Genomic DNA, 23499 nt, shown 5'->3' on the forward strand with positions numbered 1-23499 from the left:
TGCAAGGGCGACCACAGGCTACCGGGCCAGGCGGCGGAAAAAGCCGCCCGCCGACTGGGTGGGCTCGGAATATTGCAGATATTCGATCTGGCCGAAGATTTTCAGCTCGCCCGTCTGGATCGACAGCTCGCTCACCTGTATCCCCTTGCCCCCAATAACCAGGGTGCCCTGCTGGGTTTCCAGCGTGGCGCTGAATTCGTCGTAACTCACGATGCGGGTGATGCCGGTGGCGGTGACCGACCGGCGGTTTTCCACAATGATGTTATGGGGCAGCCCGGCGGCTGCTTCGGCCGCGGGCTGCGCGGCTTCCATGCTTTTTGCCTGCATCCTTTTACACCTGCCTTTTTTGTAGCAGTATATGCGGGGTGCTGCAAAAGAATGCGCCGTGCGGCCCCCGGCTTTTGCGGGGCGCCGCACGGCGTTCTGCCCTGTGTTATTGTTCTTCCAGCACGCGGTACATTTCCCGCGCAACATCCTTGCCCGAGGGCGCCTCGGTGGAAAGCACCTCCACCCGGACCGGCTTGTTGCCGAAGGTGATCTCAATAAGATCGCCCTCTTTCACCGCATAGCTGGCCTTGGCTGGCTTGCCGTTCACCAAAATGCGGCCTGCGTCCGCCACCTCGTTGGCCACGGTGCGCCGTTTGATGAGCCGGCTTACCTTAAGGTATTTATCAATGCGCATGGGCCTGTTTCCTCTCTTTCTCCTGGGCCGCAAAAAAGCGGCCGGCGCCGCGCACCTGAAAGGCACGCGCAGACCCGGCCGCCTGCAATTGCACGCTCTGCTTACTTCGCCACAGCGTCCTTCAGGGCCTGGCCGGCCTTGAAAGCGGGAACGGTGGCGGCAGCGATCTGGATGGTCTCCTTGGTGCGGGGGTTGCGGCCGGCGTGGGCGGCACGCTCACGGGTCTCAAAGGTGCCAAAGCCCACCAGGGCAACCTTCTCGCCGTTGGCCAGGGCCTTGGTAATGGCCTCCACGGTGGCATTAACAGCCTTTTCGGCGTCCTTTTTGGTGATCTCAGCGGCCTCAGCAACGGCGGCGATCAATTCAGTTTTAGTCATATTCTTTTTTACCTCCAGAAATTTTTATCAGTACAAAGGAGTTAACCCTTTGATGACTGCTCTTCAAGTTTTGCCCGCTCCCAGCAGGCGGCCCGCTCCGGGCCGGTAAGTTCTTCCAGCCCGCTGCCGCGCCCGGCCGCCATGCGCTCACAGGCCTTGACCCGCTCTTTAAAGCGGCCCGTGGCCCCGCTCAGCGCAAGCTCGGGTTCCGCGCCCAGGGTCCGCGCAAGGCCTGCGGCGGCAAACAGCACGTCGCCCAGCTCCGCTTCGGGGTCCTGCCCCGCGGCAAGCGCGGCCTTCAGCTCGGCCAGCTCCGCCTCCACGTCCGCCAGGGCCGCGGCCGGGTCGGTGCAGCCGAAGCCATAGGGTACGGCGCGCTTTTGCGTTTTGGCGGCCCGCATCAGGGCGGGCAGGCTGGCGGGAACGCTGTCCAGCCGGCTGGCGGCGGTGGCGCGGCCCTTTTCCGTATTTTTAAGCTGTTCCCAATTGCGCAGCGCCTCGTCCGGGGTGGCTGCGGCCACATCGCCAAACACGTGGGGGTGGCGGTAGAGGAGCTTTTGGCAGATGCCGTTACACACTTCGTCAAAATCAAAGGCGCCCCGCTCGGCTTCCATCTGGCAGTGCAGCGCCACCTGCAGCAGCACGTCGCCCAGCTCTTCCTGCAGAAGCTCCGCATCGCCCAGGTCAATGGCCTCCACAGCCTCGTAGGTTTCCTCGATGAAGTTCTGGCGGATGGAGGCGTGGGTCTGCGCTTTATCCCAGGGGCACCCGCCCTCGGGCTGGCGCAGCAGCGCCACGATCCGCACCAGATCCTGTGCCGTATAGCGCGGTTTTTGCACAAACTCCACCATGGCCTATCACCTCGTGTAACTTTACCTATTTTACATTACACAAAGCGGCTTTGCAACCCCTTTTCCCCTATTTTTGCCACGGTGCATGTGTTTTCATTCGGCCTGTGCAAAAAAGTTTTTCTGCGGGGTGCAGAACCGTTCAAAACGCTGACAAAAGGCGCCCTGAAAGGGCGCCTTTTGTCAGCGTTTTCATTGTTTTTCGGGTTTTTGCAGGGTAAAGACCACCGCTTGCCCGGCTCCCTTTTCGCCCAGCTTAAAGCTGTGCCCCGCAGCCATTACAAAAAAGGGCATCCTCTTCCACCTCGGCGCCGCACTGGGGGCAGGTCTTTTTGGCGGTTTCGGCGCACGCTTCCGGCGCGGCCGGCGCTTCGGTTTCAGCCGGCGCTTCGCAGGGCTGCTCCTCTGCGGGAACCTCTTTCCGCAGCTCCTCGATGTCGGCCTCAATCGCAGCGATGGCGTCGATGTATTTCTTCACCAGCAGCTCGTTTTCCTCGCCGTTTTTGGCCAGGCTGTAAACCAGAGCGCCCAGCTGCCGCTCGGCCTTGCTCTTTTTCGCCTGGGCGTCCAGCAGATCCACCTGCTTTTTGCCCCTCTGGGCCAGCTCCACCGCGGTCTTTTTGGCGCTGTCCACTACCTTGGCGCCGGTTTCCAAAATCTTATCCACGTCGATATTCATTGATATGCACCTCTTTCTCATGGCCCCGCGTGGCGGGGAAAGTTTGGTTCCCCCGCTCAAATGCGGGTAACTACTCTCATTATAGCGCACCGCCGGGCGCGGCGCAACCCGCATATTAGCCCAAAAACTCGCGCAGCATGCTGTTTTCGGGCACCAGCGCCTCCGGAATCGGGTCTGCCAGCGCAAACCGCCCCGCCAGGCTGTTAAGCTGCTCGCACTGGGGGTGGGTCTCGGGCAGGCTGCCCGCCAGCGGCGCCATAAAGGGCGCCAGCAGGCAGATCTCATAACTGAACGAGGTATCCAGCAAAAGGTCGGCCTCGGCCTTGAACACCTTGATGAACTTGTCCTCGCCCATGCACACCCCGCCCCACATGGACAGCGTTTTTTCCAGGCTGTGGCCGCGGAACTTGCAGTCCCGCATCATGCGGCGCGCAAGGCGGATGTCCCGTGTGGGGATGACCCGCTGGCCCCGGTAGCTGTACTCCTCGCGCAGGCCGGCGTAAATTTTGTAAACGCTGCCCCGGGGCAGGCCGCTGGTAAGCTGGGGGTTCAGGGCGTGGATGCCCTCCACAATGCACACCCCGCCGGGCAGCGACAGGTGGGTGGTCTCGGCCCGGCGCATCTCGGTCACGAAATCGAACTCGGGCAGGTCGGTTTCCCCCGTTTCCAGCAGCTCGGAAAGGCAGCGCTCAATTTCGGCAAGGTCCAGGGCGGTGATGTTCTCGTAATCCTTGCTGCCGTCCGGCAGGCGGGGGTAGTCGTCGAGGTTTTTGTAAAAGTTGTCCAGGCTCACCACCCGCGAGGGGCAGCCCCGGCTGCGCAGGGCCGCGGCCAGCTTGTTGGCCGTGGTTGTCTTGCCGCTGGCCGAGGGGCCGGTGAGCATCACAATGTGGCATCGGCTGGCCAGCACCTCGCTGGCCGCCGCGTGGATGCGGCCCTCGTATTCCATTTCACAGTGGCGCACAAAGCTTGCCGCGCTCTCGGCGGCGGTGTTGATCAGGCTGATTTCAACCAGTCGTTTGGGGATCCAGATAGCCGGCATAAAATCTGCTCACTCCTTCCTTTCGTTTTAGGATGGTATCAAACCCGGTGATGTATTCGGCGGGATACTTGTAATTGAAAATGCGCTGAATGCGGCTGCCGCCGGGCTGGCACAGCTTGGTGGAGCCCCCCGCCCCGGCCGACAGGATCGAGTGCACCTCCTCCATGATGTAAATGTTGTAGCAGCCCTCGTAGCCGGGCTTGCACCAGCCGGTGTTTTCCAGGTTTTGCAGGGTGTTTTTCTGGCGGTACAGGTAGTAGGGCCGGTAACCGGCGCCGGCCAGGGCACAGCACTTTTCCAGCATGGCGGCCACGTCGGCATAGCCGCCCTCCTCGCTTTGGATGACCAGGTTGGAGGCGCGCTTCAGGGTCAGGGTGTGCACGGTGATGTTCTCGGGCGAAAGGGCAATCGCGGCGGCAAGGCTTTGCGCAAACCCCTCCACCGTGTCGCCGGGCAGCCCCGCGATCAGGTCCATGTTGATGTTTTGGTGCCCCGCGGCCCGCGCCTCGCGGTAGCAGCGCAGGATGTCGGCCGCGGTGTGCCTGCGGCCGATGCGCGCCAGCACCGCGTCGCTGAAGGTCTGGGGGTTGATGGAAATGCGGGTGGCCCCGTATTCCTTCAGCACGGCCAGCTTTTCCGCGTCGGTGCAGTCCGGGCGGCCGGCCTCCACGGTATACTCCTCCAGGCCGGAAAGGTCAAAGCACTCCCGCACGGTGCCCATCAGCTGGCGCAGCTGCGCAGCCGCCAGGGCCGTGGGCGTGCCTCCCCCTATGTAAATGGTCTTGAGGGCAAGCCCGCAGGCCGCGGCCTCCTTGCGCATGGCCTCCACCTCGCGGCACAAGGCGTCCACATAGGGCTGCATAAGCTTTGTTTCCCGCTCGGTGGAAAGGGACACAAAACTGCAATAGCTGCACCGCGAGGGGCAGAACGGAATGCCGATGTAAAGGCTGTAGTCCAGCGGTTTTGCCCGGGCAAGGATCGGGCGCTGCAGGTCTGCAATGCCCCTTGCCAGCTCAAACTTTTCGCGGGTGCAGTCGTAATGGTCCACAAACAGCTCTTCAATGCCCGCCTCGGTATTGCCGGCGGCCCGCTGGTCGTGAATGATGCGCACCGGGCGCACGCCGGTCAGCTTGCCCCAGGGCGGCCGGATGCCGGTCACCGCCCGCAAAAGCTCGTACACCAGGGCGGCCAGGGCGCACTCCCGCTCCTTTTCCCCTGTGGGGGCGGGGGCAAAGCGCAGGGTGCACACGCCGTTCAGGCGCACCCCCGCGGCCAGGCGCCGCCCCGCCCGGGCCAGCACCGCGTCGCCCCGGCCCAAAGCCTTTTCCAGCCGGGCGCCGGGGAAGAACATGCGGGCGATGTTTTCGGGCTCGTAAACCGAAGCCACACCCTTGATCACGATCTGCATACTCGCTCCTTACAATGCAAGATAGGGGTTTGTGTCCTTTTCCTCCCCCAGGGTGGAAAAGGGGCCGTGCCCGGGCAGCACCCGGGTTTCCTCCTGCAGGGGCAGGGCCCGGATTTTTGCAAGGCTCGCCCGCTGTGCGCCGGCGTCGCCGCCGGCAAGGTCGGTGCGGCCCACGCTGCCTGCAAAAAGGGTGTCGCCGCAGAACAAAAGGTCCTCGCAGCCCAGCAGCCAACTGCCGGGGGTATGCCCCGGTGTGTGCCAGGCGGTAAAGGTCAGTTCGTCCACCCGGATCCGCCCGCCCTCCGCATAAGGCAGGGTGGGCAGGCCAACCGGGTACAGCGGGGTGTCGCCCGCGTCCGCCGGGTCCATGTACACCTGGCAGGGCTGGGCCCCGCACAGCGCCCCCAGGCTGTACACATGGTCAAAATGGCCGTGGGTGAGCAGGATATGGGTGAGCTTTGCGCTGTGCTTTTGCAGCAGCTCTTCAATCTGCTCGGGCGGCGCCGCCGGGTCCACAACAACGCCGCTGCCCCCCTCGGTAATCAGTACAAAGCAGTTTGTAAAATAGGGCGCGGGGCCGGTGAGATGATAAACGGGCATACCTGCCTCCTTAAAAGCTCTTGAATTTACCATTCATCTGTGTCCAAAAGAATGGTGACCGGGCCGTCGTTCACCAAGGAAACCTGCATGTCGGCCCCAAATTCACCGTGCTTGACCTCCTTCAGGCCCTGCTTTTCCAGCTCGGCCAAAAACAGCTCGTAGGCGTCCACGGCAAGGGGCGGCTTTGCCGCCGCGATAAAGCTGGGCCGCTTGCCCTTTTTGGTGTTCGCATACAGGGTGAAATTGCTCACCACCAGGGCGGAATATCCAAGCTCCGCCGCGCTGCGGTTCAATTTTCCTTCCTCGTCGGCAAAAATGCGCAGGTGCGCGCATTTTTCAGCCAGCTTCGGCACAAGGTCCAAGGTGTCGGTGTCCTTTATGCCCACCAGCAGCGCCAGCCCCGGGCCAATAGCCCGCGCCTCACCGCTGTTCACGGTGACCGAAGCCCCGGCCACCCGCTGTAAAACCACTCGCATGGGGTGTATCTCCTTGTAACTCTATTATTAAATGCGGGTCACCGTGATCATGTCCTTCACCTTGCGCAATTTTGCCACCACGCTGTTCAGATGTTCGGTGCTGGAAATGCCCAGGGTGGCGCTCATGCTGGCGCGGCCATTGTCGGCCGAGCGGGCGGTGAGCGCGTAAATGGGCACCCGCAGCTCGCCCAGGGCCACCGCCACGTCGCCCACCAGGCCGTCCCGGTCCATGGCCACCATCTCGAGGGTGGCCTTGTAATTTTCCTGCACCTGCTCTTCCCAGTGGGCGTTGACCCACCGTTCCCGGTTCTCGGGGTTCGCCATGCTGGCCTGCGCGTTCTCGCAGTCCTTTTTGTGGATCGACACGCCGAACCCCCGGGTGATAAAACCCACGATCTCGTCGCCCGGCAGGGGGCTGCAGCACTTGGCAAACTTGACCAGGCAGTTGTCGATGCCCTCTACCACCACGCCGTCGGTGCCCTTGTGCTGGCGCAGCGGAATGTCCCCCAGCACCGCGGGCCTGGGCTGGGCGGCCCGCATTTTTGCGTATTCGTCCTTGATCTTGCCCATCAGCCGGCTCAGCTGCAGGCCGCCGTATCCCAGGGCGGCGTACATCTCCTCGGCGGTGTTGAGCCGCTGGCGGCGGGCGATCTCGGCCATAAAGCCGTCCCACTGGTCGTCCGGAATGTTCACCAGGTTGCGGCGCATCTCTTTTTCCAGCGCCTCGCGGCCCTGCTGGATGTTTTCTTCCTTGCGCTCTTTTTTGAACCAGTTGCGGATCTTGTTGCGTGCCTCGCTGGTGGTCACGATCTTAAGCCAGTCGCGGCTGGGGCCCTTGTCGGCCGGGCCGGTGATCACCTCAATGATCTCGCCGGTGGCCACCTTGTGGTCAATGGGCACAATGCGCCCGTTCACCTTGGCGCCCATCATGCGGTTGCCCACCGCCGAGTGGATGGCATAGGCAAAGTCGATGGCGGTGGCGCCGGCGGGCAGGTTGATCACGTCCCCCTTGGGGGTAAAGGCGAACACCTCCTCGGGCAAAAGGTCGCCCTTGATGTCCTGCAGAAGGCTGCCCGCGTCGTCGCTCTCGCGCTGGCTCTCCAGCAGCTGGCGCACCCAGGCCAGGCGCTCGTCCAGCTTGTCCGACCCCTGCACCCCCGCCTTGTACTTCCAGTGGGCGGCCACGCCGTACTCGGCCATCTGGTCCATCTCTTTGGTGCGGATCTGCACCTCAAAGGGGATGCCCTCGTGCCCGATCACGGTGGTGTGCAGCGATTGGTACATGTTGGGTTTCGGGGTGGAGATATAATCCTTGAAGCGGTTCGGGATGGGGTGGTACATATCGTGGATCACGCCCAGGGCGTTGTAGCACTCGGCCACCGTGTCCAGAATGATGCGCACGGCGTAAACGTCGTAGATCTCCTCAAAGTCCCGGTCCTGAATGAACATTTTCCGGTACACGCCGTACACGCTTTTCACCCGGCTTTTCATCACCGCGTTCGGCATGCCGTTTTCCGCCAGGCGCTCCTCGATCACGCTGGCAACGCCGGTCACGAACGCCTCGCCGCCGCTGCCCGCCAAAAGATCCTGGATCTCCTGGTAGCCCACGGGGTCCAGGTAGCGCAGGCTCCGGTCCTCCAGCTCTTCCTTGATGTTGCTGATGCCCAGCCGGTGGGCAATGGGCGCGTAGACCTCCATGGTTTCCAGGGCCTTGTCGCGCCGTTTCTGCTCGGGCCAGGCGTCGCCGGTGCGCATGTTGTGCAGCCGGTCGCACAGCTTGATGATCATCACCCGCACGTCCTGGCTCATGGCCAGCAGCATCTTGCGCAGGTTCTCGGCCTGCTGCTCCTCCACGCTGGAAAACTGGATCTTGGTGAGTTTGGTCACCCCGTCCACCAGGCGCGCCACGTCCGGCCCGAACGAGGCGCTGATCTCGTCCAGTCGCACGTGGGTATCCTCCACCACGTCGTGCATCAGGGCGGCGGCCAGGCTCTCGGTATCCATGCCCAGCTCCACCAGCAGCAGCGCCACGTTCAGGGGGTGGCAGATATAAGGCTCGCCCGAGCGCCGGTTCTGGCCCGCGTGGGCCTTGTCGGCCAGGGCATACGCCTTGTCCAGCATCTGTATGTCATAGGGGCGGCCGGTGTCGGCCACCGCTTTTTTCAGGTCTTCATAGGTCATATAATTCGCCATGTGTCGTTATGCCTCCAGCGCCTTCAGGATCGGGGCGGAAAAAAGATCCTTTTTGCCCGCCACGGGTGTGGGCGCAAATTTTTTGGCCCCGCCTGCCTCGCTGATCTCGATCAGGCCGAGCTGGGTCAGGGCCACAAGGCCCGCAAGGGTCTTGCCGGTCCGGTCGGCGCCAAGCTGCGCAAACAGGGGCTGCAGATCCCCCGCAAACACGCCCCCCTGCCGGATCAGCCGGTACAGCGCGGCAATGTGCCCGCGGTCGGGCAAAAGCAGTTGTTTTTGCCCGGCGGTAAGGGCTGCCCCCCGCTCAAAGGCGGTGAACAGCGCCGCCTGGGCCGGGGCTTCTGCGGGCAGGCCCGCGGGGCGCAGCTCCTTGATCCGGCCTGAAAGCTGGGCTCCGTTTTTTCCCTCGTAGACCGACAGGGTAAGCGCCGCGTCCACATGCTGGCCAATGGCATAGGGCAGCTCGGCGGGCGCCAGGCCAAAATACGCCGCGTACAGGCTGCCGCCTCCCTGGCGCAGCCGCACCCGGGTATGCCGCCCCTCGCTCACGGGGTAAACCCCCTCCACCACCGCGTCCCGCAGCAAAAACAGCGGCGCGGGGTTTCCGTTGCCGCAGGGGGCAAGGTAGCAAAGGCCCTGCACGTCCCCCACGGTCAGCTGATCCAGCCTTACCTCCACGTCCAGCTCCAGGGGCGGGGCCTCCGGCACCGGGTATTCCCGGGCCGCGAACTCGTTCAGCGCCTTTTGCAGCGCCGGAATGTTCTTTTCTTCCACCGACAGGCCCGCCGCCTGGGCGTGCCCCCCAAAGCGCACCAGCAGCGGCGCGCAGGCCGCAATGGCGCTGTGCAGGTTAAAGCCGGGCACGCTGCGGCCGGAGCCCTTGCCCTCGCCGTTCTGCACGCTGATCACCATGGCCGGGCGGCCGTAGCGCTCCACCAAACGGCTGGCCACAATGCCGATGACCCCCTGGTGAAACCCCTCTCCCCAAACCAGGATCACCGGGTCGTTCTGGCGCGCCGGGTCGGCGGCAAGCTGTGCCTCGGCCTCGGCCATGATCTGCTGCTCGGCCTCCTGCCGGGCGGTGTTGGCCGCCAGCAGCCGCTCGGTAAGCTGTTCGGCCTTTTCAAAATCCTCGCACAGCAAAAGCTGCAGCGCGGTAACGGCGGAATCCATGCGGCCCGCCGCGTTGATGCGGGGGGCCAGCGCAAAGCTGATGTTCTCGGCCGTGACCGGCTTCTCCGAAAGGCCGCAGGCCTCCAGCAGCGCCAGCAGGCCCGGCCGCTCGCTGTTTTGCAGCGCCGCCAGCCCGTGCCGCACGATGGTGCGGTTCTCCCCTGTCAGGGGCATCACGTCCGCCACCGTGCCAACGGCCGCAAGGTCGCCCGCAAAGTCCAGCAGGTCCTCGGGGGCGCAGCCGTCCAGCGCGGCGCACAGCTTGAACGCCACCCCCGCGCCCGAAAGCGCCTTGAACGGGCTCTCGTCGTCCGGCCGGGCGGGGTCCACCACCGCAGCCGCGGCGGGCAGCGTTTCCAGGGGCAGGTGGTGGTCGGTAATCACCATATCCAGCCCCAGCTCGGCCGCACGGGCGGCCTCGGCCAGCGAGGTGATGCCGTTGTCCACCGTGATCAGCAGCTTGAAGCCCTTTTCAGCCAGCGCTTCCACTGCGGGCACGGTCAGGCCGTAGCCGTCCTCCTCACGGCTGGGCAGCTTACACCGCACATTGGCGCCCATGCCCCGCAAATGGCTGTAGAGCAGGGCGGTGGCGGTCACGCCGTCCACGTCGTAATCGCCAAAAATAACAATGGGTTCTTCCTCGTTCACCGCCCGCTGGATGCGCTGCACCGCCTTGTCCATGTCGCGCAGGGCAAAGGGGTCGCCCAGGGGCGCGTCCTCCTGCAAAAAGGCCAGCGCGCCGGCAGGGTCGCAGATGCCCCGCGCGGTCAGGATGCGCGCCAGCAGCAGGGGCGCGCCGATGGCCCCGGCCAAGCGGGCCGCGGCTTTTTCATCAGGCTGCTTTACTTGCCAGGCGCGGTAGTTCATACGCAAATTACTCCTTGGAGATAAAATTTTCTGCCGACAGGCCGTCCTGCGCCAGCATGGTCTGCATGGCGCTGATCTCGCTGGAAACGTCCAGCGCGGTGTCGCTCAGCAGGTCCGCCTGCAAATTGTCAAAGGCGGTGTTCAGTGTGCTCAAAATGCCGCCGATGTCCTGCCGGATGCCGCTTGCAACGTCGCTCTGCTGGCCCTTCACGTCGTCGTAGGTGCGCAGCAGCTTCAGGGTGGTGGGCATGTAATAGCGCGCAAAGCGGCGCACCTTGCCCGCGCTTTGGGGGTGCGCGGCCACCCAGCTCATAATATCGCCCGCGGTGGTGCGCATGTGCTCAAGCTGGCCGCACACCTCAGGCTCGGCCCCGGTCGCCCGGATGTGCTCGTCCAGCAGGGTGATAAAATCCCTGCCCTGCTGCATCAGCTCGTCCAGCTCGTCCTGCGGGGCCTTGGGGGTGTCCTTGCCCGCGGCGGCGCGGGCCGCGGCCTCCTGCTTGCGCTGCAGGGCGCGGTATTCCTCGGCGTGGATGAAGAACACGTCCTCCTGGTCGTCCAGATAAGCGTTGGGCAGCCAGCCCTGGCGGATCATTTTCGAGATCTCCTTGCGCACAAAGGGCACCGGGCGCTGCACCGCCTCGGCCAGGCGCTGCACCGGCACCGCGGTCTCATCGCCCATGGCGGCCAGGTACCGGCGCATGCGCTGGCGCTTGGCCGGCACCATCAGCAGCCACCGCCCCATGGCCGAAAAGCCGCCGGTGAACAGCCCGAACACCAGGGTCAGAATGCCGCACACCAGCACCACATCGTACTCGGCACTCACGGCGGCCACCACGGTGCCCAAAAGGAGCAATACCATGGCAATGCCGCAGCCCACCGCGCCGCACACGCACAGGGTGCCGCCAAAAACGCTCAGGCCGCTGCGCAGGCTCTCGGACCAGCCGGCGCTGGCCATATTCACCCGGCTGGCCATCTGGTCGCCCATCTGCCGGGCCTGCTGGCGGAACTGGTAGTTGTAAGCCGCCCGCTGGCGCTGGCGCTGGGCGCCCGCCGCCGTGCTGCGGCGCACCTCGTCGGCAGCGCCCCGCAGGCTGCGGCCCACCTCGTCGGCAATGGTGAAGCCCAGCTCCTGGATGTTGCGGCGCAGCTCTTCCGCCGGGTCCGCCGGGCGGCGCGGGCCGCTGGGGCCGGGCCGCGGCGGCGGGGGCTGTGTGTGGCCCTGTTGTGCCTGCTGCATGCGCTCACGCAGCATCCGCTCGTACTGATAGGGGTCTTTTGTATTCTGAGGCATGGGAACTTCCCTCTCCTTCTATTGTAAAGCGCGCTTTTGGCGCGGAGTCTGTTCAGGTCTGGGGCGCATAGCGCCCGATCACGGCCGCGGCGGCCCGAAGCCCGTCCACCGCGGCGCTCATAATGCCGCCGGCGTAGCCCGCGCCCTCGCCGCAGGGGTAAAGCCCGGGCAGCGCCGCGCACTGCATATCCTGCCCGCGCGCAAGGCGCACCGGGCTGGAAGTGCGGGTTTCAAGGCCGGTCAACACAGCCTCGGGCGCGGTGTAGCCCCGCAGCTTTCGCTCAAAGGCCGCAAGGCCGGTCCGCAGGGCGCCGGCCAGCTCGCCGGGCAAAAGCGCCCCCAGGTCAGCCGCACGCACGCCCCGGTCATAGGTGGGGCGCACCCGGCCCACCTCCAGCCGGCCCTCGCCCCGCAAAAAGCTCTGCACATTTTCGGCCGGGGCGGCAAAGCCGCCGCCCCCCGCCCGGAAAGCCGCCTGCTCCAGCTGGCGCTGGAACGCCACGGCCCGCAGCGCATCGCCGCCAAAGTCCGCCCCGCCCACGCTCACCACCACTGCCGCGTTGGCGTTTTCGCCAGCCCGGGCGTGGTAGCTCATGCCGTTGGTCAGCGCGCCGCCCGGCTCGCTGGCCGCGGCCACCACCTGGCCGCCCGGGCACATGCAGAAGGTATAAACGCACCGCCCGCCCACGTGGTGGCTGAGCTGGTATTCACCCCGGGGCAGGGCCGGGTGGCCCGCCGCCTCGTGGTAAAGGCTTTTTTCAATCTCGGCCTGCAGATGCTCGGCCCGGAACCCCACCGAAAAGGGCTTGCATTCCAGCGGCAGGCCGCTTTCGGCCAGCATGGCAAAGGTATCCCGGGCCGAGTGGCCCACCGCCAGCACCAGGTCCGCGCAGGCAAGGGGTCCCGCCGTGGTTTCGGCCCCGGCCAGCCTTCCCTTTTTCACCGCAAGGCCGGTGAGCGCCGTGTTGAACAGCACCCTGCCGCCCAGCGCCTCGATCTCGGCCCGGATGGACCGGATGACCCCCCGCAGCAGGTCGGTGCCCACGTGGGGCTTTTGCCGCCACGCGATCTCGGGCGGGGCGCCGTGCTCCAGCAGGGTGTGGGTCACATAGCCGCACAGCGCGTCGCCGATACGGGTGGTGAGCTTTCCGTCCGAAAAGGTGCCCGCGCCCCCCTCGCCAAACTGGATGTTGGCGTTTTCGTCCAGGCAGCCGGTGGCGGCAAACCGCTCCACCGCCCGCACCCGCTCGTCCAGCGCGGGGCCGCGTTCCAGCACCAGCGGCCGGAAGCCCGCCCTTGCCAGGGCCAGCGCGGCAAACAGCCCGGCCGGCCCAAGCCCGCACACCACCGGCCGCTCCTTGAGCGGCGCTGCCCCGGGCGCGGGGGCAAAGGCGGGCGCCCTTGCTATAGCAACGCAGGGCGCGGCCCCGGCCAATGCCGGTTCCGCACCCTCGTCCTTGAGTGTGATGGCGATGGTATACACCAGCACGGGCCTGCCGTGCCGGGCGTCCACCGACAATTTTGCCACGCCTGTGGCCGCCGCCGCGCCGGGGGCGAGCCTCAGCGCCTGCAGCGCGCGGGCCGTGGCCTCCTGTTCGGGGGCGCAAACGGTGAGCGGCAGGCGGATGCCCCGCACCAGCAGCATCAGCCGCCCGCCCCGCTGACCTGGATGGAGCACTCGGCCGAGTAGCTGCCCACCGCAAAAATGGACGACGAGGACGGCACCCGGATCTCGGCCGCCACGTTCTCGGTGCCCTCGGTGATCTGCACGCTGCCCGCGTCGATCACGGCCGAAACCGCCGATGCGCTCAGCTTTTCCAGCTCTTCCTTGGGCCCCACCAGGACCACGTTGTTCAGCCGGTTGGTGTTGAGCTTGATCTGCATGTTCGCGGGCTGGTTGATGATCCGAAGGTTGCTCACGTTCACCGTTTTGGTGGTCAGGCCCTCGGTGTTGAAGGTCAGGGTCACGGTGGTGATGTTGTCCACGCTCTCCACGCCGTCGGGCAGCTCCACATTCAGCTGGTAGGCTTTGTCCAGCGCGAAGGAGTTCGCCAGGTCGAAATCGCTCACGGCCAGCTCGGTGAGCGCGTTGATCACCGACGGCCTGCCGGTCACGGTCATGTGCTGCTGCGAGAGGGTGTAATCCAGGGTGTTCACATCGAACCCGGAGGGCACGTTGATAAAGTTCACCTTCAGGGGCAGCTCAATGGTCTGGTACACGCTGATGTTCACATCCGCCAGGGTGTTGTCCATCGAGGCGTACTGCAACGCCACCGGCTCGTTGTCGGCGTCCCGGGCCTGCAGCTCCACGGTGGCCAGCTTGCTCTCGGTCAGGTCCTGCAGGCCGTCGCTGTAGCCCAGGGGGGCCACGATCCGGGAAATCTTGTCCAGCTCGCCCTGGGGGCCGCTCACCGTCACCTTGCCGGGCTTCGCGGTGGTGCCGTGCAGCACATAGCCCTCCGCCACGCTGATGCTGCCGTTCTGCACCTCCACCTCCACGTCGAAGGTCTTTTCCTCCACCGTGTCGAACACCACCGTTACCTTGCCGTCGGCGGTGGCCTCGATCAGGTTGTTCAGCTGGCTGCTCTTGAGCCGCACCTTCAGGGGCAGCTCGTATTCGCCCGCCCCCTTCACCGACGAAAAGTCCGGGTACACGATCATGTCGCCCGCGTCCTTGACGGAAGTCAGATCGCCCCCGTCGCCTTTCAGGGTCACCTTCACCCTGGCCTCGGGGCTGTTCACCATGTCCAGCCCCAGCTTGGCATAGGCGTCGGAATCATAGCCAAAATCCACCGGCACGCCGGAAATGCTGGTGCTCGAGCCCGGGTCGATGGCCAGGGTCACGATCATCCAGATCACCACCGCGATCAGCACCGAGAGCAGGATGCGCACGTTCCGGCTGTCCAGCAGGGACTTCTTATTGTCTTTGTTGTTCTTTTTCATGCTTTTTTCTCCAGAACGGTTGTTTTTGGTTCTCGGCGGTCTCGGGGGGCACCAGCTCCTCCTGCAAAAGGTTGAACAGGTTCTGCCGGTCCAGCCGCCGGATCAGCACCCCGTTTTTCGCCATGGAGATGATGCCCGTTTCCTCGCTGACCACCACCACCACCGCGTCGGAATTTTCGCTCATGCCCAGGGCGGCCCGGTGGCGGGTGCCCATGTCCTTGCCGATCTCCAGGTTGTCCGAGAGGGGCAGCACACAGCCCGCGGCCTTCAGCACGCCGTCCCGCACCACCACCGCCCCGTCGTGCAGGGGGGTGCCCTCGTAAAAAATGGTGCCCAGCATCTCCCGGTTCACGTCCGCGTTCAGCGGCGTGCCGGTGCGTATGATTTCAGACAGGTTGGAGTTGCGCTCCAGCACAATCAGCGCGCCGGTGCGCGTGTCCGAAAGCTGCTCGGCCGCGTCGCAGATGGCAAGGCAGGCGTTCTGCCATTTGGCCCGCAGCGAGGGGTCGTCCCTGCGGTTTTTGAACAGGGTGGCGGCCCACTTGTCGGTGCGGCCCATCTGCTCCAGCGCGCGGCGCAGCTCGGGCTGGAACAGCACGATCAGCGCCAGAAAGCCGATCTGAAGCACGCTCTGCATGATCCACACCACGGTGCGCAGGTTCATCAGGTTCGCCAGCCCGTACACCACCAGAACTACAACGGCCCCCTTGGCCAGCTGGGCGGCGCGGGTCTTGCGGATCACCACCAGAATTTCGTACACCACAAAGGCCACCAGCAAAATATCCACCAAATTCATGGGGTTCTGCTGGATGCTCTGGAAGTTGTTCCATATCTTGTTCAGCATGTCGTTTTCAAATAAGGACGCCAATCAAAAGCCCTCCCGTCTTGGGGCGGCCCTGGCGGGCCAGTTTGGGCGGCGGCCCCGCCGCCGCGAAAAAGGCAAAACTCATAACCTTTAGTATACCATACCCGCGCCCGCTTGAAAATAATTTTTTTCGGCACGGAGCGGCTTTTTCCACAGGCCCGCCCGGCTCAGCGGGTCAGCAGCGCCACCGCGTGGGCCGCAATGCCCAGCCCCGCGCCGGTAAAGCCCAGGCGCTCCTCGGTGGTGGCCTTCACGCTCACCGCCCCGGGCGGCAGGCCCAAGGCGTCTGCCAGGTTCCGCCGCATGGCCGGGATGTGGGGCGCAAGCTTTGGCGCCTGGCACAAAAGGGTTGCGTCAATGTTTTCCACCCGCCAGCCGTTTTGGGCCAGCAGCGCCGCCACCCGGCCGGCCAGCGCCAGGCTGTCGGCCCCCTTGTAGGCGGGGTCGGTGTCCGGGAAGTGGCTTCCAATGTCCCCCAAAGCCGCCGCGCCCAGCAGCGCGTCCATCACCGCGTGGGTCAGAACGTCCGCGTCCGAGTGGCCCAAAAGGCCCTTTTCATGCGGAACTGCGACCCCGCCCAGGATCAGGGGCCGCCCCTCCGTCAGCTTGTGCACGTCGTAGCCGTGGCCAATGCGCATGGCGCTTTCTCCTTTCAGGTCGTGGGGGGTGGTGAGCTTGCGGTTTGCGTAGTCCCCGGGGGTCAGGCGCACCGGCAGGCCCGCCCGCTCAAAAAGCTGGCAGTCGTCGGTCACAGCGCCGTCCGCGCCCTGCTCCAGCAGCCTTATGTACGCCGCCCGGTCAAAGCACTGGGGGGTCTGCACCGCCCACAGCGTTTCGCGGGGGGGCGTATCCTGCACAAGGCCCCCGGCAGCGCGCTTGACCGTGTCTTTTACCGGCACGGCCGGGGCCGCCGCGCCCATTTCCGCCGCGGCCTCCAGCGCTGCAGCGATCACCGCCCCGCTCACAAAGGGGCGGGCGGCGTCGTGAATGGCCACCAGCTCGCCCGCCGCGGCGCGCACCCCGTTTGCCACGCTGGCCGCGCGGGTGGCGCCGCCCCGCACCAAAGTCACCGGCTTCTGGCAGCGGGCCGCCTCGGCCCGGGCAAGCGCCTCGTTTTGGCCATACACCAGCACCAGCTCGGTCACAAGGGGGTGCCGGTCAAAGGCCGCAAGGCTTGCGCCCAGCACCGTGCCGCCCCCCAGCGGGCAGGCCAGCTTGTCGAACCCCATGCGGCTGGACGACCCCGCCGCCACCACCACCGCCGTGACTGTTTTGCCCATTTTCAGCGCCCCTTTCCCGGGTGTTGTAACTTGTGAACATTATACGGTATTTGCGCAAAAAAATCCACCTGCCGGGCCGCCGCGGCAAATTTTGGCCCGGGCGCTTTGCCCCCGCCCGCGGGATGCGGTATAATAGCGGTAGAATAAAAATCAAACCGCACCAACCGAACGCAGCCGCACCGCGGCAGGGGGAAACGGATGAACGCAGAACCGCAGGCCATTCGCAGCTACCGCCTCATGGCCCACCACCTGGATCAAAAACTGCCCATGGCCGGCCTGGAGCAGGCCGCCGGCGCCTGCGGGCTGCAAAATTCGCCCCCCGGCTCCTGGGAAACCGCGCTGTTCAACCGGCTGCAGGGCTGCACCCTGCAAAGCCTGCAAGATGCTCTGTACCGGCACAAGCGGCTGCTGCAGGCCTGGAGCTACCGGGGCGTGCCCGCCGTCTTTCCCACGGCCGAGAGCGATGTCTTCCTCTCGTCGCTGGCGGCGTTGCCGGGCGAAGAACCCTGGATCTATACCCGCGGCGTCACCGCCGCGCTGGACTTTGCGCAGCTTTCCTTCGGCGAACTGCTGCCGCTGGTCAAAAAGGCCGCCTCTTTTCTGAACGGCCATACCATAAAAAGCAAGGAAGAGCTGGACCGGGTGCTGGCGGCCCTGGTGGAACAGGACCTGCCGCCCGAAAAGCGGTCGCTCTGGAACGCCCCCTCCATGTACGGCAGCCCCGACCGGCAAACCGTGGGGGGCGCTGCGGTTTCGTTTCTTCTGCGCCCCTGTTCGTTTGCGGGGCTGGTGGTGTTTGGCGAGCGGCAGGGCGCCAGCCCCACCTTTACTTCCTTCCGCAGCTGGGTGGGGCACGATATGCAGCCGGTCGCGCACGCCGGCAATCTGCTGGTGCGCAAATTCCTGCACTGTTACGGCCCTGCGGCCCCGGCCGGTCTGGCCGCCTGGCTGGGCTGCTCCCCCGCGCAGAGCCGGCGGCTTTGGGGCGGCGTTCAGGAAGAATTGGAGCCGGTGCACACCGGCGGCAAAACCCGCTGGCTGCTGGCCTCGGACATGGAGCGCCTGCGCTGTGCGGGCGGCGGCGGGGGCCTGCTTCTGCTGGGCCCGCACGACCCCTATCTCGACACGCAGGACCGCGCCCTGCTGGTGGAGGACAAAGCCCTCCAACGGCTGGTGTGGCGCACCGTGGCAAACCCCGGCGTGATTTTGGAAAACGGCCGCGCCGCGGGTATTTGGAAGGCCAAAAGCCAGGGCGGCAGGCTGGAGCTTACCCTGACCACCTGGGCCCCCCTGCCCCTTGCCCAGCGGCGGCGGCTGGAAGAGCTGGCCGAGCGATACGCCGCCTTTCGGCTGGCGCGGCTGGATGCCTGCCGGTTCGAGCCGCTGCCCTGAGCGGCAGCAAAAAGCCGGGCGCTCAAAGCGCCCGGCTTTTTGCTGTGTGCGGCGTAAAGGCCCGGCCGGGGCGAAGGGGGCGCGCTCAAAACACGCGCCCGCTGCGCAGCCGCTCGGCCAGGTCTGCAATAAATTCGGAATTTGTGGGCCGGCCCCGCTTTTCGGAAATGGTGTGGTCAAAATAGACCTTCTGCACCATCTTATCCCCCTTTTCCCATGCGCTCACCAGGGCGCGGCGGATGGCCCCCTCTACCTGATGGGGCACCATCCCGAATTCGGCGGCCACCAGGGGGTACAGCTCTTTGGTCACCGCGCCGATCAGGGCGGGCCTTTCGGCCACCAGCAGCACCGCCCGCCGCAGCATGGGGTACCCGAACAGGCGTTTTGAAACGCTCAGCTCGGCCAGCATCCGGTCCAGCTGCTGCTCGTATGTTTGTTCGTTCACGCCGCCCACCCCCTGCGATATAATGGTGATTTTATAAGCATTTTAACACGCATAACACATTGTTTTCAAGTGTAAATAGCACTTTTGAAACAAGTGTATATTTCGCTGCTGAATTCACGTACACTGGACATGAGGTGATGCAGATGGCTTTTCGGGTGGAGAAAGAGGAATACGTGAACCGCACATTCCGTTTCAGCAAAAAGCTGCTTGCGCAGATGGAAGCCGTTTGCGATCAAAAGCACATTTCACTGAACCGGCTCACGGTGCAGTGCATCGAGTATGCGCTGAGCGAAATGGAGGAGGAGCCCGGGGCCCCTCCGGCGCCGCCCCGCAAATAGCGCCACGGACCTTTGTGCCCGCCGGAAATGTTCCGGCGGGCTTTTTTGGGTCTGCTTACTCCAAAAAATCTTCTTTGGGCGGCGCGCCGTACAGGGCCGTGTGGGCGCGCCGCAGCACCCCGGCCAAAATGCGTGCCTCGTAGGGCAGGTGGCCCTTCCAGTCGGTCCGGCAATTCCACGCGTTCACCGACTTGCCGATCTCCTTTTCCACCATTTGCAGGCCGCGCAGCACCAGGCGCAGCTCGCCCCGGGTGAGCGGAAGCTCCGCCGGCTCGTCGTTCCTTTCTTGCCAGGCGTGATAGGCGGCGCATTCCCGCAGCCGCCGCTCCGCGGCCTTGATATTCCGTTCGGCCCCGCTGGACGAAATGCCCATCGCCTCGCCCACCTTTGCGTAGGTCAGGCCCTGCTGGCGCAGGGTGTAAGCCATGCGCTGCCGCTCGGTGAGCACCGAGACGTCAGGCTGTTCCGCCCCCTGACCGGCCTGTTTTTGCATTTGCTTCATATTGAACTCCTCCTGCCTGACTTATTTTTTGTCCCTGTAACCCGTGTACGGGTAAGCCGCCGTTTTTTATGTGGTATGCTGTCCTTGACCTCATAAAACTATTATATGTTTCGACACAGCTCTGTTTTATGTTTAAAACCGGATAAGTTTTAGACATTTATCTCATTTCCAATTGATGTCATAATTGATACGGAGGCTGATGACATGGACGAACTTAAAATATCTAAAAAAACGGAACCCGTAATGTTCACAATCCGAATCGACCGCTCAATTTTAGATTTCTATGACGATCTCGCGCGCGTGACGAACCGAAGCCGCAACGAATTATTTGGTTTGGCATTGGACTATGCAAAGGACAAATTCATGGTTGAGGGCGAAAAATAAACAGCGGCCCGCCGGGGCAGTCCCGGCAGGCCGCAATTTCTTACTAATGATATGCAAAAAGTACAACATAAAAGGCCGATTTCTCCCAAGGAAAAACCGGCCTTTTGTTTATCGTTTCTCTCAGCCCTGTGCCGCCGCTTTGCGCACGATGTACAGCTCGTGGGCGGTGACCGTTTCTTCCAGCGAATCCAGGCGCTTTTCCATCCGGTCCAGCCGGTCGTTCACCTGCAGCACGCCGTCCGCTATCTGGCGGATGGCCGGCATAAGCTGGCTCTCGATCACCGTGTTCATGTGGGTCTTGGTGCGCTCCTCGCTCTCCTCGATCCTGGCGGTCATCCGCGCTTCACTCTCGTCAATCCGCTCGTTGATATAGGTTTTCAGCTCGGTCTTGGTGCGCGCCTCGCTCTCGCCGATCTGTTCGCCGATATAGGTTTTCAGCTCCGCCTTGGTGCGCTCCTCGCTCTCCTCGATCTTGGCGGTCATCCGCGCCTCGCTCTCGCCGATCTTGGCGGTCATCCGCGTTTCGCTCTCGCCGATCTGTTCGCCGATATAAGTTTTCAGCTCCGCCTTGGTGCGCGCTTCGCTCTCCTCGATCTTGGCGGTCATGCGCGTTTCGCTGGCGCCGATCTCGGTGCGCAGAACGGAACCAATGGCCTGCAGGTCCTCATTTGTGAGCAACGGTCTTTCCCCCTCGCAGCATTCTCGGTTGCCCTATTAGTATACCACAGCAAGGGATTTTTTCCATTGTAAAATCCGCCACACTTTCCCCCACGCTTTTCAGCGATTCTTCCAGAATCGACAAAAAAAGAAGCCCGCCCAAAAAAATTTGGGGGGCTGTCTTTTCGGTTTACGCATGGCGCAGTTTTTTGTCCAGCCGCATGCGGTCGGCGATCATGGCGATGAACTCCGAGTTGGTGGGCTTGCCCCGCAGGTTGTGGATGGTGTAGCCAAAGTAGCTGTTCAGGGTGTCCACATCGCCCCGGTCCCAGGCCACCTCAATGGCGTGGCGGATGGCCCGCTCCACCCGGCTGGGGGTGGTGTTGTTGTTCTTTGCGATCTCGGGGTACAGGCGCTTGGTCACCGCGTTGATGTACTCCGGGTCGGCGGCGGTAAGCAGAATCGCGTCCCGCAGGAACTGGTATCCCTTAATGTGGGCGGGCACCCCGATCTGATGCAGGATCTCGGTCACGGTAAGCTCGTCGTTGCAGGGGGCGGCATGATACTCGGCCACCGCGCCCATCATGTGGGCCACGCGCTCGGCAAAAGAGCGGGGGTCGAAAGGCTTGATAAAATAGTACGTAAAACCGTTTTGCAGCAGCTCTTCTTCCAGCTCTTCATTCTGGAACGCGGCTGTGGCAAAAAACTGTGCGCGGCCGCCCTCGGTGTTGAACTGCTTCTTCACGGCAATCGCGTCCATCTGGGGCATGAATACGTCCAGCAGCACGCCGTCCGGCCGCTCCTTGCGCAGGCTCTGCATCACGGCGCTGCCGTCCTTTTCGCAAAAGCACACCTCAACGCCCAGCTTTTCCAGGGCCTGCTTGCAGGCTTCACCCACGGCGCCGTTCTCCAGCATCAGAAACTTTTTCATTTTATCGTCCTCCAAAAAATCGTTATTCCCCTTAACGATGGCAATTTTACCATATATTGGAACATATTGCAAGGGGGTTTTTCAAAAAATTTTCCAACATATGGGATAATTTGGTTTTTCTTTGGAGAAACAACACTAGAACTTGTGTTCGCGCCCTGCCGAAAACCCCGTCAAAGCCGCTTGTACTGCGGTTTTACGCAGCTTTTTGTGCGGCCGCCGCGTCCGCCGAGGCGAGCATATTTTCCGCAAAAATCCCAAATCCGCGGGTGGGGTCGTTCACCAAAACGTGGGTCACGGCGCCCACCAGGCGGCCGTCCTGCACCACCGGGCTGCCGCTCATACCCTGCACGATGCCGCCGGTTTTTTCCAAAAGGCCCTGGTCGGTCACATGCAGCACCATGTTGCGGTTGGGGTCCTCCTCGGTGAGCGAAAGGCGCTCGATCTCCACATCGTACCATGCGGGTTCGCCGCCGCCGATGGTGGTCAGAATTTGGGCGGGGCCCTGGCGCACCTCCTGGGCCTGGGCCACGGTCATGTCCTGGCCCTTAAGCACGGTGCGGATGTGGCCATACACGCCGGTGCCGCCGTTGATCACAATATCGCCCATGGCAAGCTCGCCGGTAAAGCGGCCTTTCAGCTCGCCCGGGGTGCCCGCCGTGCCCGCCACGTAGCCGGTGATCGTCACCGGGGCGATCTCGCCCGAAAGCAGGGTGATGCTCTGCCCGGTGTCCGCGTCGCTGATCGAGTGGCCAAGCCCCCCGTATACCCCGATGGAATTATCCACAAAGGTCAGCGTGCCAATACCCGCCGAGGAGTCGCGCACCCACATGCCGGCGTGCCAGGCGGCGGTATCGGCGTCCTGCACGGGCTGCAGGGTGGTGGTGTGGCGCTGGCCGTCGCGGCTGTAAACCACCTCCACCGGCTGGCCGCCCGAGCCCTGGATGGCGGCGGACACATCGTCGTTGCCTGTGGTTTTCTGCCCGTCCACGCTGATCAGCAGATCCCCCATTTTAAGGCCCGCGGCCTTGGCGGGGTTTGCGTACCCATTGGCGGTGCGCAGGTCGGTAAAGCCCACCACCATGGCGCCGTCTGAGAACATTTTGATACCGAAGGGGGTGCCGCACACGGTCACGGCCCGGCGGTCCACCACCACGGCGCGCACGGTCTTAACCGGCACCTTGCCGAACAGCGACAGGGTGGTGTTGTAGCTGCTGCCCGCGGGCACGGCCTCGGCCGCGGCGGCGCCGCTCTGCTGCAGCGGCACCAGCCAGGGCATCTGGGCCAGGGTGAGCGCCTGCCCGGCAGGCACCATGAAGGTGCTGGGCAGGCGGCTGTACAAATAGCCCAGGCACCCGCAAAAAAGCGCCGCCGCGCAGAGCGCCAGGCCCAGGCAGCGCCTCAAGAATTTGCGCATATAAAAAAGACCTCCTCTGGCCCGGCATGCGCGCCCGGCCCTTGAACGTTTGGTGATTAGTATGCGCAGCCGCCGGCAAATTATCTGGCCCGCCGCCGGATTGACAAAATCCGGCCCGGCTGATACACTAAAACAGCCGCAAAGCCTTTTTTGCGGCGCAAAAAAGGCCCCGGCAAAAGCCGGGGCCCAAATCACGCGGGTATGGCGGAACTGGCAGACGCGCTGGTTTTAGGGTCCAGTGGGCAACCGTGCAGGTTCAAATCCTGTTACCCGCACCACTACGAATGACCCTCGAGTGGCTATAAGGACAAAGACAGGCTGATTTTATATCAGTCTGTCTTTTCCTTTTATTCAAATCTCATAGCACAAACCAAAAACATTTTGATATTAAATGAAACGAGGGGACACTGAGGTAAAGACAAATTAGCTATAGATAGTCTGTTTTTGTTTATTGTAAATCACGCTCTAATAAAATATTGTTTTGTTCAAATTGGGAGGATCAATTATTAGAATCATTTTTATATGGGTCAATACGCTGGCGAACAAATTCGCAAATGCTCACCTTCTAAAGAGATAGAATTGAACCAAAAAATTCACAGACAATTAGAAACAACTAATTTTAACAAATCAAAAACTCCTGAAATAATCTCCACAATATCCATTCAGAACAACAATCCCTTGACAATCGAATATATTGAGTATGAATTCT

24 protein-coding genes and 1 tRNA gene are annotated in these 23499 nt (G+C 63.4%); 4 read left to right on the forward strand and 21 right to left on the reverse strand.

Features of this window, described 5'->3' with window-relative positions:
- Window positions 1-18: 18 nt before the first annotated feature.
- From ACMLHZ_RS08410 to ispF, 16 genes are all read right to left on the reverse strand, one after another.
- On the reverse strand, window positions 19-327 hold the full coding sequence (locus ACMLHZ_RS08410) for a YabP/YqfC family sporulation protein (protein WP_418667306.1): 309 nt from the start codon (window positions 325-327) through the stop codon (window positions 19-21).
- 106 nt (window positions 328-433) lie between these two features.
- On the reverse strand, window positions 434-682 hold the full coding sequence (locus ACMLHZ_RS08415; protein ID WP_177565582.1) for an RNA-binding S4 domain-containing protein: 249 nt from the start codon (window positions 680-682) through the stop codon (window positions 434-436).
- 101 nt (window positions 683-783) lie between these two features.
- Entirely contained in the window at window positions 784-1059 is a 276-nt protein-coding gene (locus ACMLHZ_RS08420) for an HU family DNA-binding protein (RefSeq protein WP_177565584.1), read from the reverse strand.
- A gap of 41 nt (window positions 1060-1100) precedes the next feature.
- Entirely contained in the window at window positions 1101-1910 is an 810-nt protein-coding gene (gene mazG / locus ACMLHZ_RS08425) for a nucleoside triphosphate pyrophosphohydrolase (RefSeq protein ID WP_418667307.1), read from the reverse strand.
- Between the two features lie 253 nt (window positions 1911-2163).
- On the reverse strand, window positions 2164-2586 hold the full coding sequence (locus tag ACMLHZ_RS08430) for a zinc-ribbon domain-containing protein (protein ID WP_418667308.1): 423 nt from the start codon (window positions 2584-2586) through the stop codon (window positions 2164-2166).
- 115 nt (window positions 2587-2701) lie between these two features.
- Window positions 2702-3628: a nucleoside kinase gene (locus ACMLHZ_RS08435; RefSeq protein ID WP_177565588.1), complete on the reverse strand. Its 927-nt coding sequence runs from the start codon at window positions 3626-3628 to the stop codon at window positions 2702-2704.
- On the reverse strand, window positions 3594-5036 hold the full coding sequence (gene hemZ / locus ACMLHZ_RS08440; protein WP_418667309.1) for a coproporphyrinogen dehydrogenase HemZ: 1443 nt from the start codon (window positions 5034-5036) through the stop codon (window positions 3594-3596). Before hemZ ends, ACMLHZ_RS08435 begins: the two co-directional genes overlap by 35 nt.
- Before the next feature lie 9 nt (window positions 5037-5045).
- Window positions 5046-5636 carry an MBL fold metallo-hydrolase gene (locus tag ACMLHZ_RS08445; RefSeq protein WP_418667310.1) on the reverse strand — a complete coding sequence of 197 codons (591 nt, stop codon included), beginning with the start codon at window positions 5634-5636 and terminating at the stop codon, window positions 5046-5048.
- 26 nt (window positions 5637-5662) lie between these two features.
- Window positions 5663-6112, reverse strand: a complete 450-nt coding sequence (gene dtd, locus ACMLHZ_RS08450) for a D-aminoacyl-tRNA deacylase (RefSeq protein WP_418667311.1) — start codon at window positions 6110-6112, stop codon at window positions 5663-5665.
- A 27-nt stretch (window positions 6113-6139) separates the two neighbouring features.
- On the reverse strand, window positions 6140-8305 hold the full coding sequence (locus ACMLHZ_RS08455) for a RelA/SpoT family protein (RefSeq protein WP_418454254.1): 2166 nt from the start codon (window positions 8303-8305) through the stop codon (window positions 6140-6142).
- A 6-nt stretch (window positions 8306-8311) separates the two neighbouring features.
- Window positions 8312-10345, reverse strand: coding sequence for a single-stranded-DNA-specific exonuclease RecJ (recJ, locus tag ACMLHZ_RS08460; RefSeq protein ID WP_418667312.1), 2034 nt, complete (start codon window positions 10343-10345; stop codon window positions 8312-8314).
- 7 nt (window positions 10346-10352) lie between these two features.
- On the reverse strand, window positions 10353-11639 hold the full coding sequence (locus ACMLHZ_RS08465) for a hypothetical protein (RefSeq protein WP_418667313.1): 1287 nt from the start codon (window positions 11637-11639) through the stop codon (window positions 10353-10355).
- Window positions 11640-11691: 52 nt separating this feature from the next.
- Entirely contained in the window at window positions 11692-13284 is a 1593-nt protein-coding gene (locus ACMLHZ_RS08470) for an NAD(P)/FAD-dependent oxidoreductase (protein WP_418667314.1), read from the reverse strand.
- Entirely contained in the window at window positions 13284-14582 is a 1299-nt protein-coding gene (locus ACMLHZ_RS08475; protein ID WP_418667315.1) for a YbbR-like domain-containing protein, read from the reverse strand. Before ACMLHZ_RS08475 ends, ACMLHZ_RS08470 begins: the two co-directional genes overlap by 1 nt.
- Window positions 14557-15450 (reverse strand): diadenylate cyclase CdaA, encoded by an 894-nt coding sequence (cdaA, locus tag ACMLHZ_RS08480; protein ID WP_418667316.1) that lies wholly within the window; start codon window positions 15448-15450, stop codon window positions 14557-14559. Before cdaA ends, ACMLHZ_RS08475 begins: the two co-directional genes overlap by 26 nt.
- A gap of 164 nt (window positions 15451-15614) precedes the next feature.
- Window positions 15615-16727 (reverse strand): 2-C-methyl-D-erythritol 2,4-cyclodiphosphate synthase, encoded by a 1113-nt coding sequence (gene ispF, locus ACMLHZ_RS08485; RefSeq protein ID WP_418667317.1) that lies wholly within the window; start codon window positions 16725-16727, stop codon window positions 15615-15617.
- 198 nt (window positions 16728-16925) lie between these two features.
- Between ispF and ACMLHZ_RS08490 the strand changes: the two genes are divergently transcribed.
- Entirely contained in the window at window positions 16926-18119 is a 1194-nt protein-coding gene (locus ACMLHZ_RS08490; RefSeq protein WP_418667318.1) for a DNA glycosylase AlkZ-like family protein, read from the forward strand.
- A gap of 85 nt (window positions 18120-18204) precedes the next feature.
- Here the strand turns inward: ACMLHZ_RS08490 and ACMLHZ_RS08495 are convergent, their stop codons facing one another.
- Window positions 18205-18564: a sporulation initiation factor Spo0A C-terminal domain-containing protein gene (locus ACMLHZ_RS08495; RefSeq protein WP_418667319.1), complete on the reverse strand. Its 360-nt coding sequence runs from the start codon at window positions 18562-18564 to the stop codon at window positions 18205-18207.
- 143 nt (window positions 18565-18707) lie between these two features.
- Between ACMLHZ_RS08495 and ACMLHZ_RS08500 the strand changes: the two genes are divergently transcribed.
- Entirely contained in the window at window positions 18708-18902 is a 195-nt protein-coding gene (locus tag ACMLHZ_RS08500) for a hypothetical protein (protein ID WP_418667320.1), read from the forward strand.
- 55 nt (window positions 18903-18957) lie between these two features.
- Here the strand turns inward: ACMLHZ_RS08500 and ACMLHZ_RS08505 are convergent, their stop codons facing one another.
- A complete protein-coding gene (locus ACMLHZ_RS08505; protein WP_418667321.1) occupies window positions 18958-19404 on the reverse strand; it encodes a sigma factor-like helix-turn-helix DNA-binding protein in 447 nt (148 codons plus the stop codon).
- 204 nt (window positions 19405-19608) lie between these two features.
- On the opposite strand from ACMLHZ_RS08505, the gene ACMLHZ_RS08510 reads away from it, so the two are divergent.
- Window positions 19609-19788 (forward strand): CopG family transcriptional regulator, encoded by a 180-nt coding sequence (locus ACMLHZ_RS08510; RefSeq protein WP_177565611.1) that lies wholly within the window; start codon window positions 19609-19611, stop codon window positions 19786-19788.
- 120 nt (window positions 19789-19908) lie between these two features.
- Here the strand turns inward: ACMLHZ_RS08510 and ACMLHZ_RS08515 are convergent, their stop codons facing one another.
- From ACMLHZ_RS08515 to spoIVB, 3 genes are all read right to left on the reverse strand, one after another.
- Window positions 19909-20466, reverse strand: a complete 558-nt coding sequence (locus ACMLHZ_RS08515) for a hypothetical protein (RefSeq protein WP_418667322.1) — start codon at window positions 20464-20466, stop codon at window positions 19909-19911.
- Between the two features lie 169 nt (window positions 20467-20635).
- On the reverse strand, window positions 20636-21376 hold the full coding sequence (gene spo0A / locus ACMLHZ_RS08520; protein ID WP_418667323.1) for a sporulation transcription factor Spo0A: 741 nt from the start codon (window positions 21374-21376) through the stop codon (window positions 20636-20638).
- Window positions 21377-21569: 193 nt separating this feature from the next.
- Window positions 21570-22790 carry a SpoIVB peptidase gene (gene spoIVB / locus ACMLHZ_RS08525; protein WP_418667324.1) on the reverse strand — a complete coding sequence of 407 codons (1221 nt, stop codon included), beginning with the start codon at window positions 22788-22790 and terminating at the stop codon, window positions 21570-21572.
- A gap of 195 nt (window positions 22791-22985) precedes the next feature.
- On the opposite strand from spoIVB, the gene ACMLHZ_RS08530 reads away from it, so the two are divergent.
- Window positions 22986-23068: transfer RNA gene (locus tag ACMLHZ_RS08530), tRNA-Leu, on the forward strand.
- The last annotated feature ends 431 nt before the right edge of the window (window positions 23069-23499 follow it).

It is taken from the genome of Allofournierella sp. (genome assembly GCF_048388525.1).
In the GTDB taxonomy this organism is placed as follows: domain Bacteria; phylum Bacillota; class Clostridia; order Oscillospirales; family Ruminococcaceae; genus BQOK01.

Excerpts from the sequence above, each read along its gene's own strand:
- ACMLHZ_RS08510 (WP_177565611.1), top strand. The coding sequence starts at position 19,609 with ATGGACGAACTTAAAATATCTAAAAAAACGGAACCCGTAATGTTCACA.
- ACMLHZ_RS08490 (WP_418667318.1), top strand. The coding sequence starts at position 16,926 with ATGAACGCAGAACCGCAGGCCATTCGCAGCTACCGCCTCATGGCCCAC.
- ACMLHZ_RS08465 (WP_418667313.1), bottom strand. The coding sequence starts at position 11,639 with ATGCCTCAGAATACAAAAGACCCCTATCAGTACGAGCGGATGCTGCGT.
- spoIVB (WP_418667324.1), bottom strand. The coding sequence starts at position 22,790 with ATGCGCAAATTCTTGAGGCGCTGCCTGGGCCTGGCGCTCTGCGCGGCG.
- ACMLHZ_RS08475 (WP_418667315.1), bottom strand. The coding sequence starts at position 14,582 with ATGAAAAAGAACAACAAAGACAATAAGAAGTCCCTGCTGGACAGCCGG.
- ACMLHZ_RS08500 (WP_418667320.1), top strand. The coding sequence starts at position 18,708 with ATGGCTTTTCGGGTGGAGAAAGAGGAATACGTGAACCGCACATTCCGT.
- ACMLHZ_RS08470 (WP_418667314.1), bottom strand. The coding sequence starts at position 13,284 with ATGCTGCTGGTGCGGGGCATCCGCCTGCCGCTCACCGTTTGCGCCCCC.
- hemZ (WP_418667309.1), bottom strand. The coding sequence starts at position 5,036 with ATGCAGATCGTGATCAAGGGTGTGGCTTCGGTTTACGAGCCCGAAAAC.
- ACMLHZ_RS08445 (WP_418667310.1), bottom strand. The coding sequence starts at position 5,636 with ATGCCCGTTTATCATCTCACCGGCCCCGCGCCCTATTTTACAAACTGC.
- ispF (WP_418667317.1), bottom strand. The coding sequence starts at position 16,727 with ATGGGCAAAACAGTCACGGCGGTGGTGGTGGCGGCGGGGTCGTCCAGC.
- ACMLHZ_RS08420 (WP_177565584.1), bottom strand. The coding sequence starts at position 1,059 with ATGACTAAAACTGAATTGATCGCCGCCGTTGCTGAGGCCGCTGAGATC.
- ACMLHZ_RS08410 (WP_418667306.1), bottom strand. The coding sequence starts at position 327 with ATGCAGGCAAAAAGCATGGAAGCCGCGCAGCCCGCGGCCGAAGCAGCC.
- ACMLHZ_RS08505 (WP_418667321.1), bottom strand. The coding sequence starts at position 19,404 with ATGAAGCAAATGCAAAAACAGGCCGGTCAGGGGGCGGAACAGCCTGAC.
- ACMLHZ_RS08415 (WP_177565582.1), bottom strand. The coding sequence starts at position 682 with ATGCGCATTGATAAATACCTTAAGGTAAGCCGGCTCATCAAACGGCGC.
- dtd (WP_418667311.1), bottom strand. The coding sequence starts at position 6,112 with ATGCGAGTGGTTTTACAGCGGGTGGCCGGGGCTTCGGTCACCGTGAAC.
- ACMLHZ_RS08455 (WP_418454254.1), bottom strand. The coding sequence starts at position 8,305 with ATGGCGAATTATATGACCTATGAAGACCTGAAAAAAGCGGTGGCCGAC.
- recJ (WP_418667312.1), bottom strand. The coding sequence starts at position 10,345 with ATGAACTACCGCGCCTGGCAAGTAAAGCAGCCTGATGAAAAAGCCGCG.
- ACMLHZ_RS08435 (WP_177565588.1), bottom strand. The coding sequence starts at position 3,628 with ATGCCGGCTATCTGGATCCCCAAACGACTGGTTGAAATCAGCCTGATC.
- mazG (WP_418667307.1), bottom strand. The coding sequence starts at position 1,910 with ATGGTGGAGTTTGTGCAAAAACCGCGCTATACGGCACAGGATCTGGTG.
- spo0A (WP_418667323.1), bottom strand. The coding sequence starts at position 21,376 with ATGAAAAAGTTTCTGATGCTGGAGAACGGCGCCGTGGGTGAAGCCTGC.
- ACMLHZ_RS08430 (WP_418667308.1), bottom strand. The coding sequence starts at position 2,586 with ATGAATATCGACGTGGATAAGATTTTGGAAACCGGCGCCAAGGTAGTG.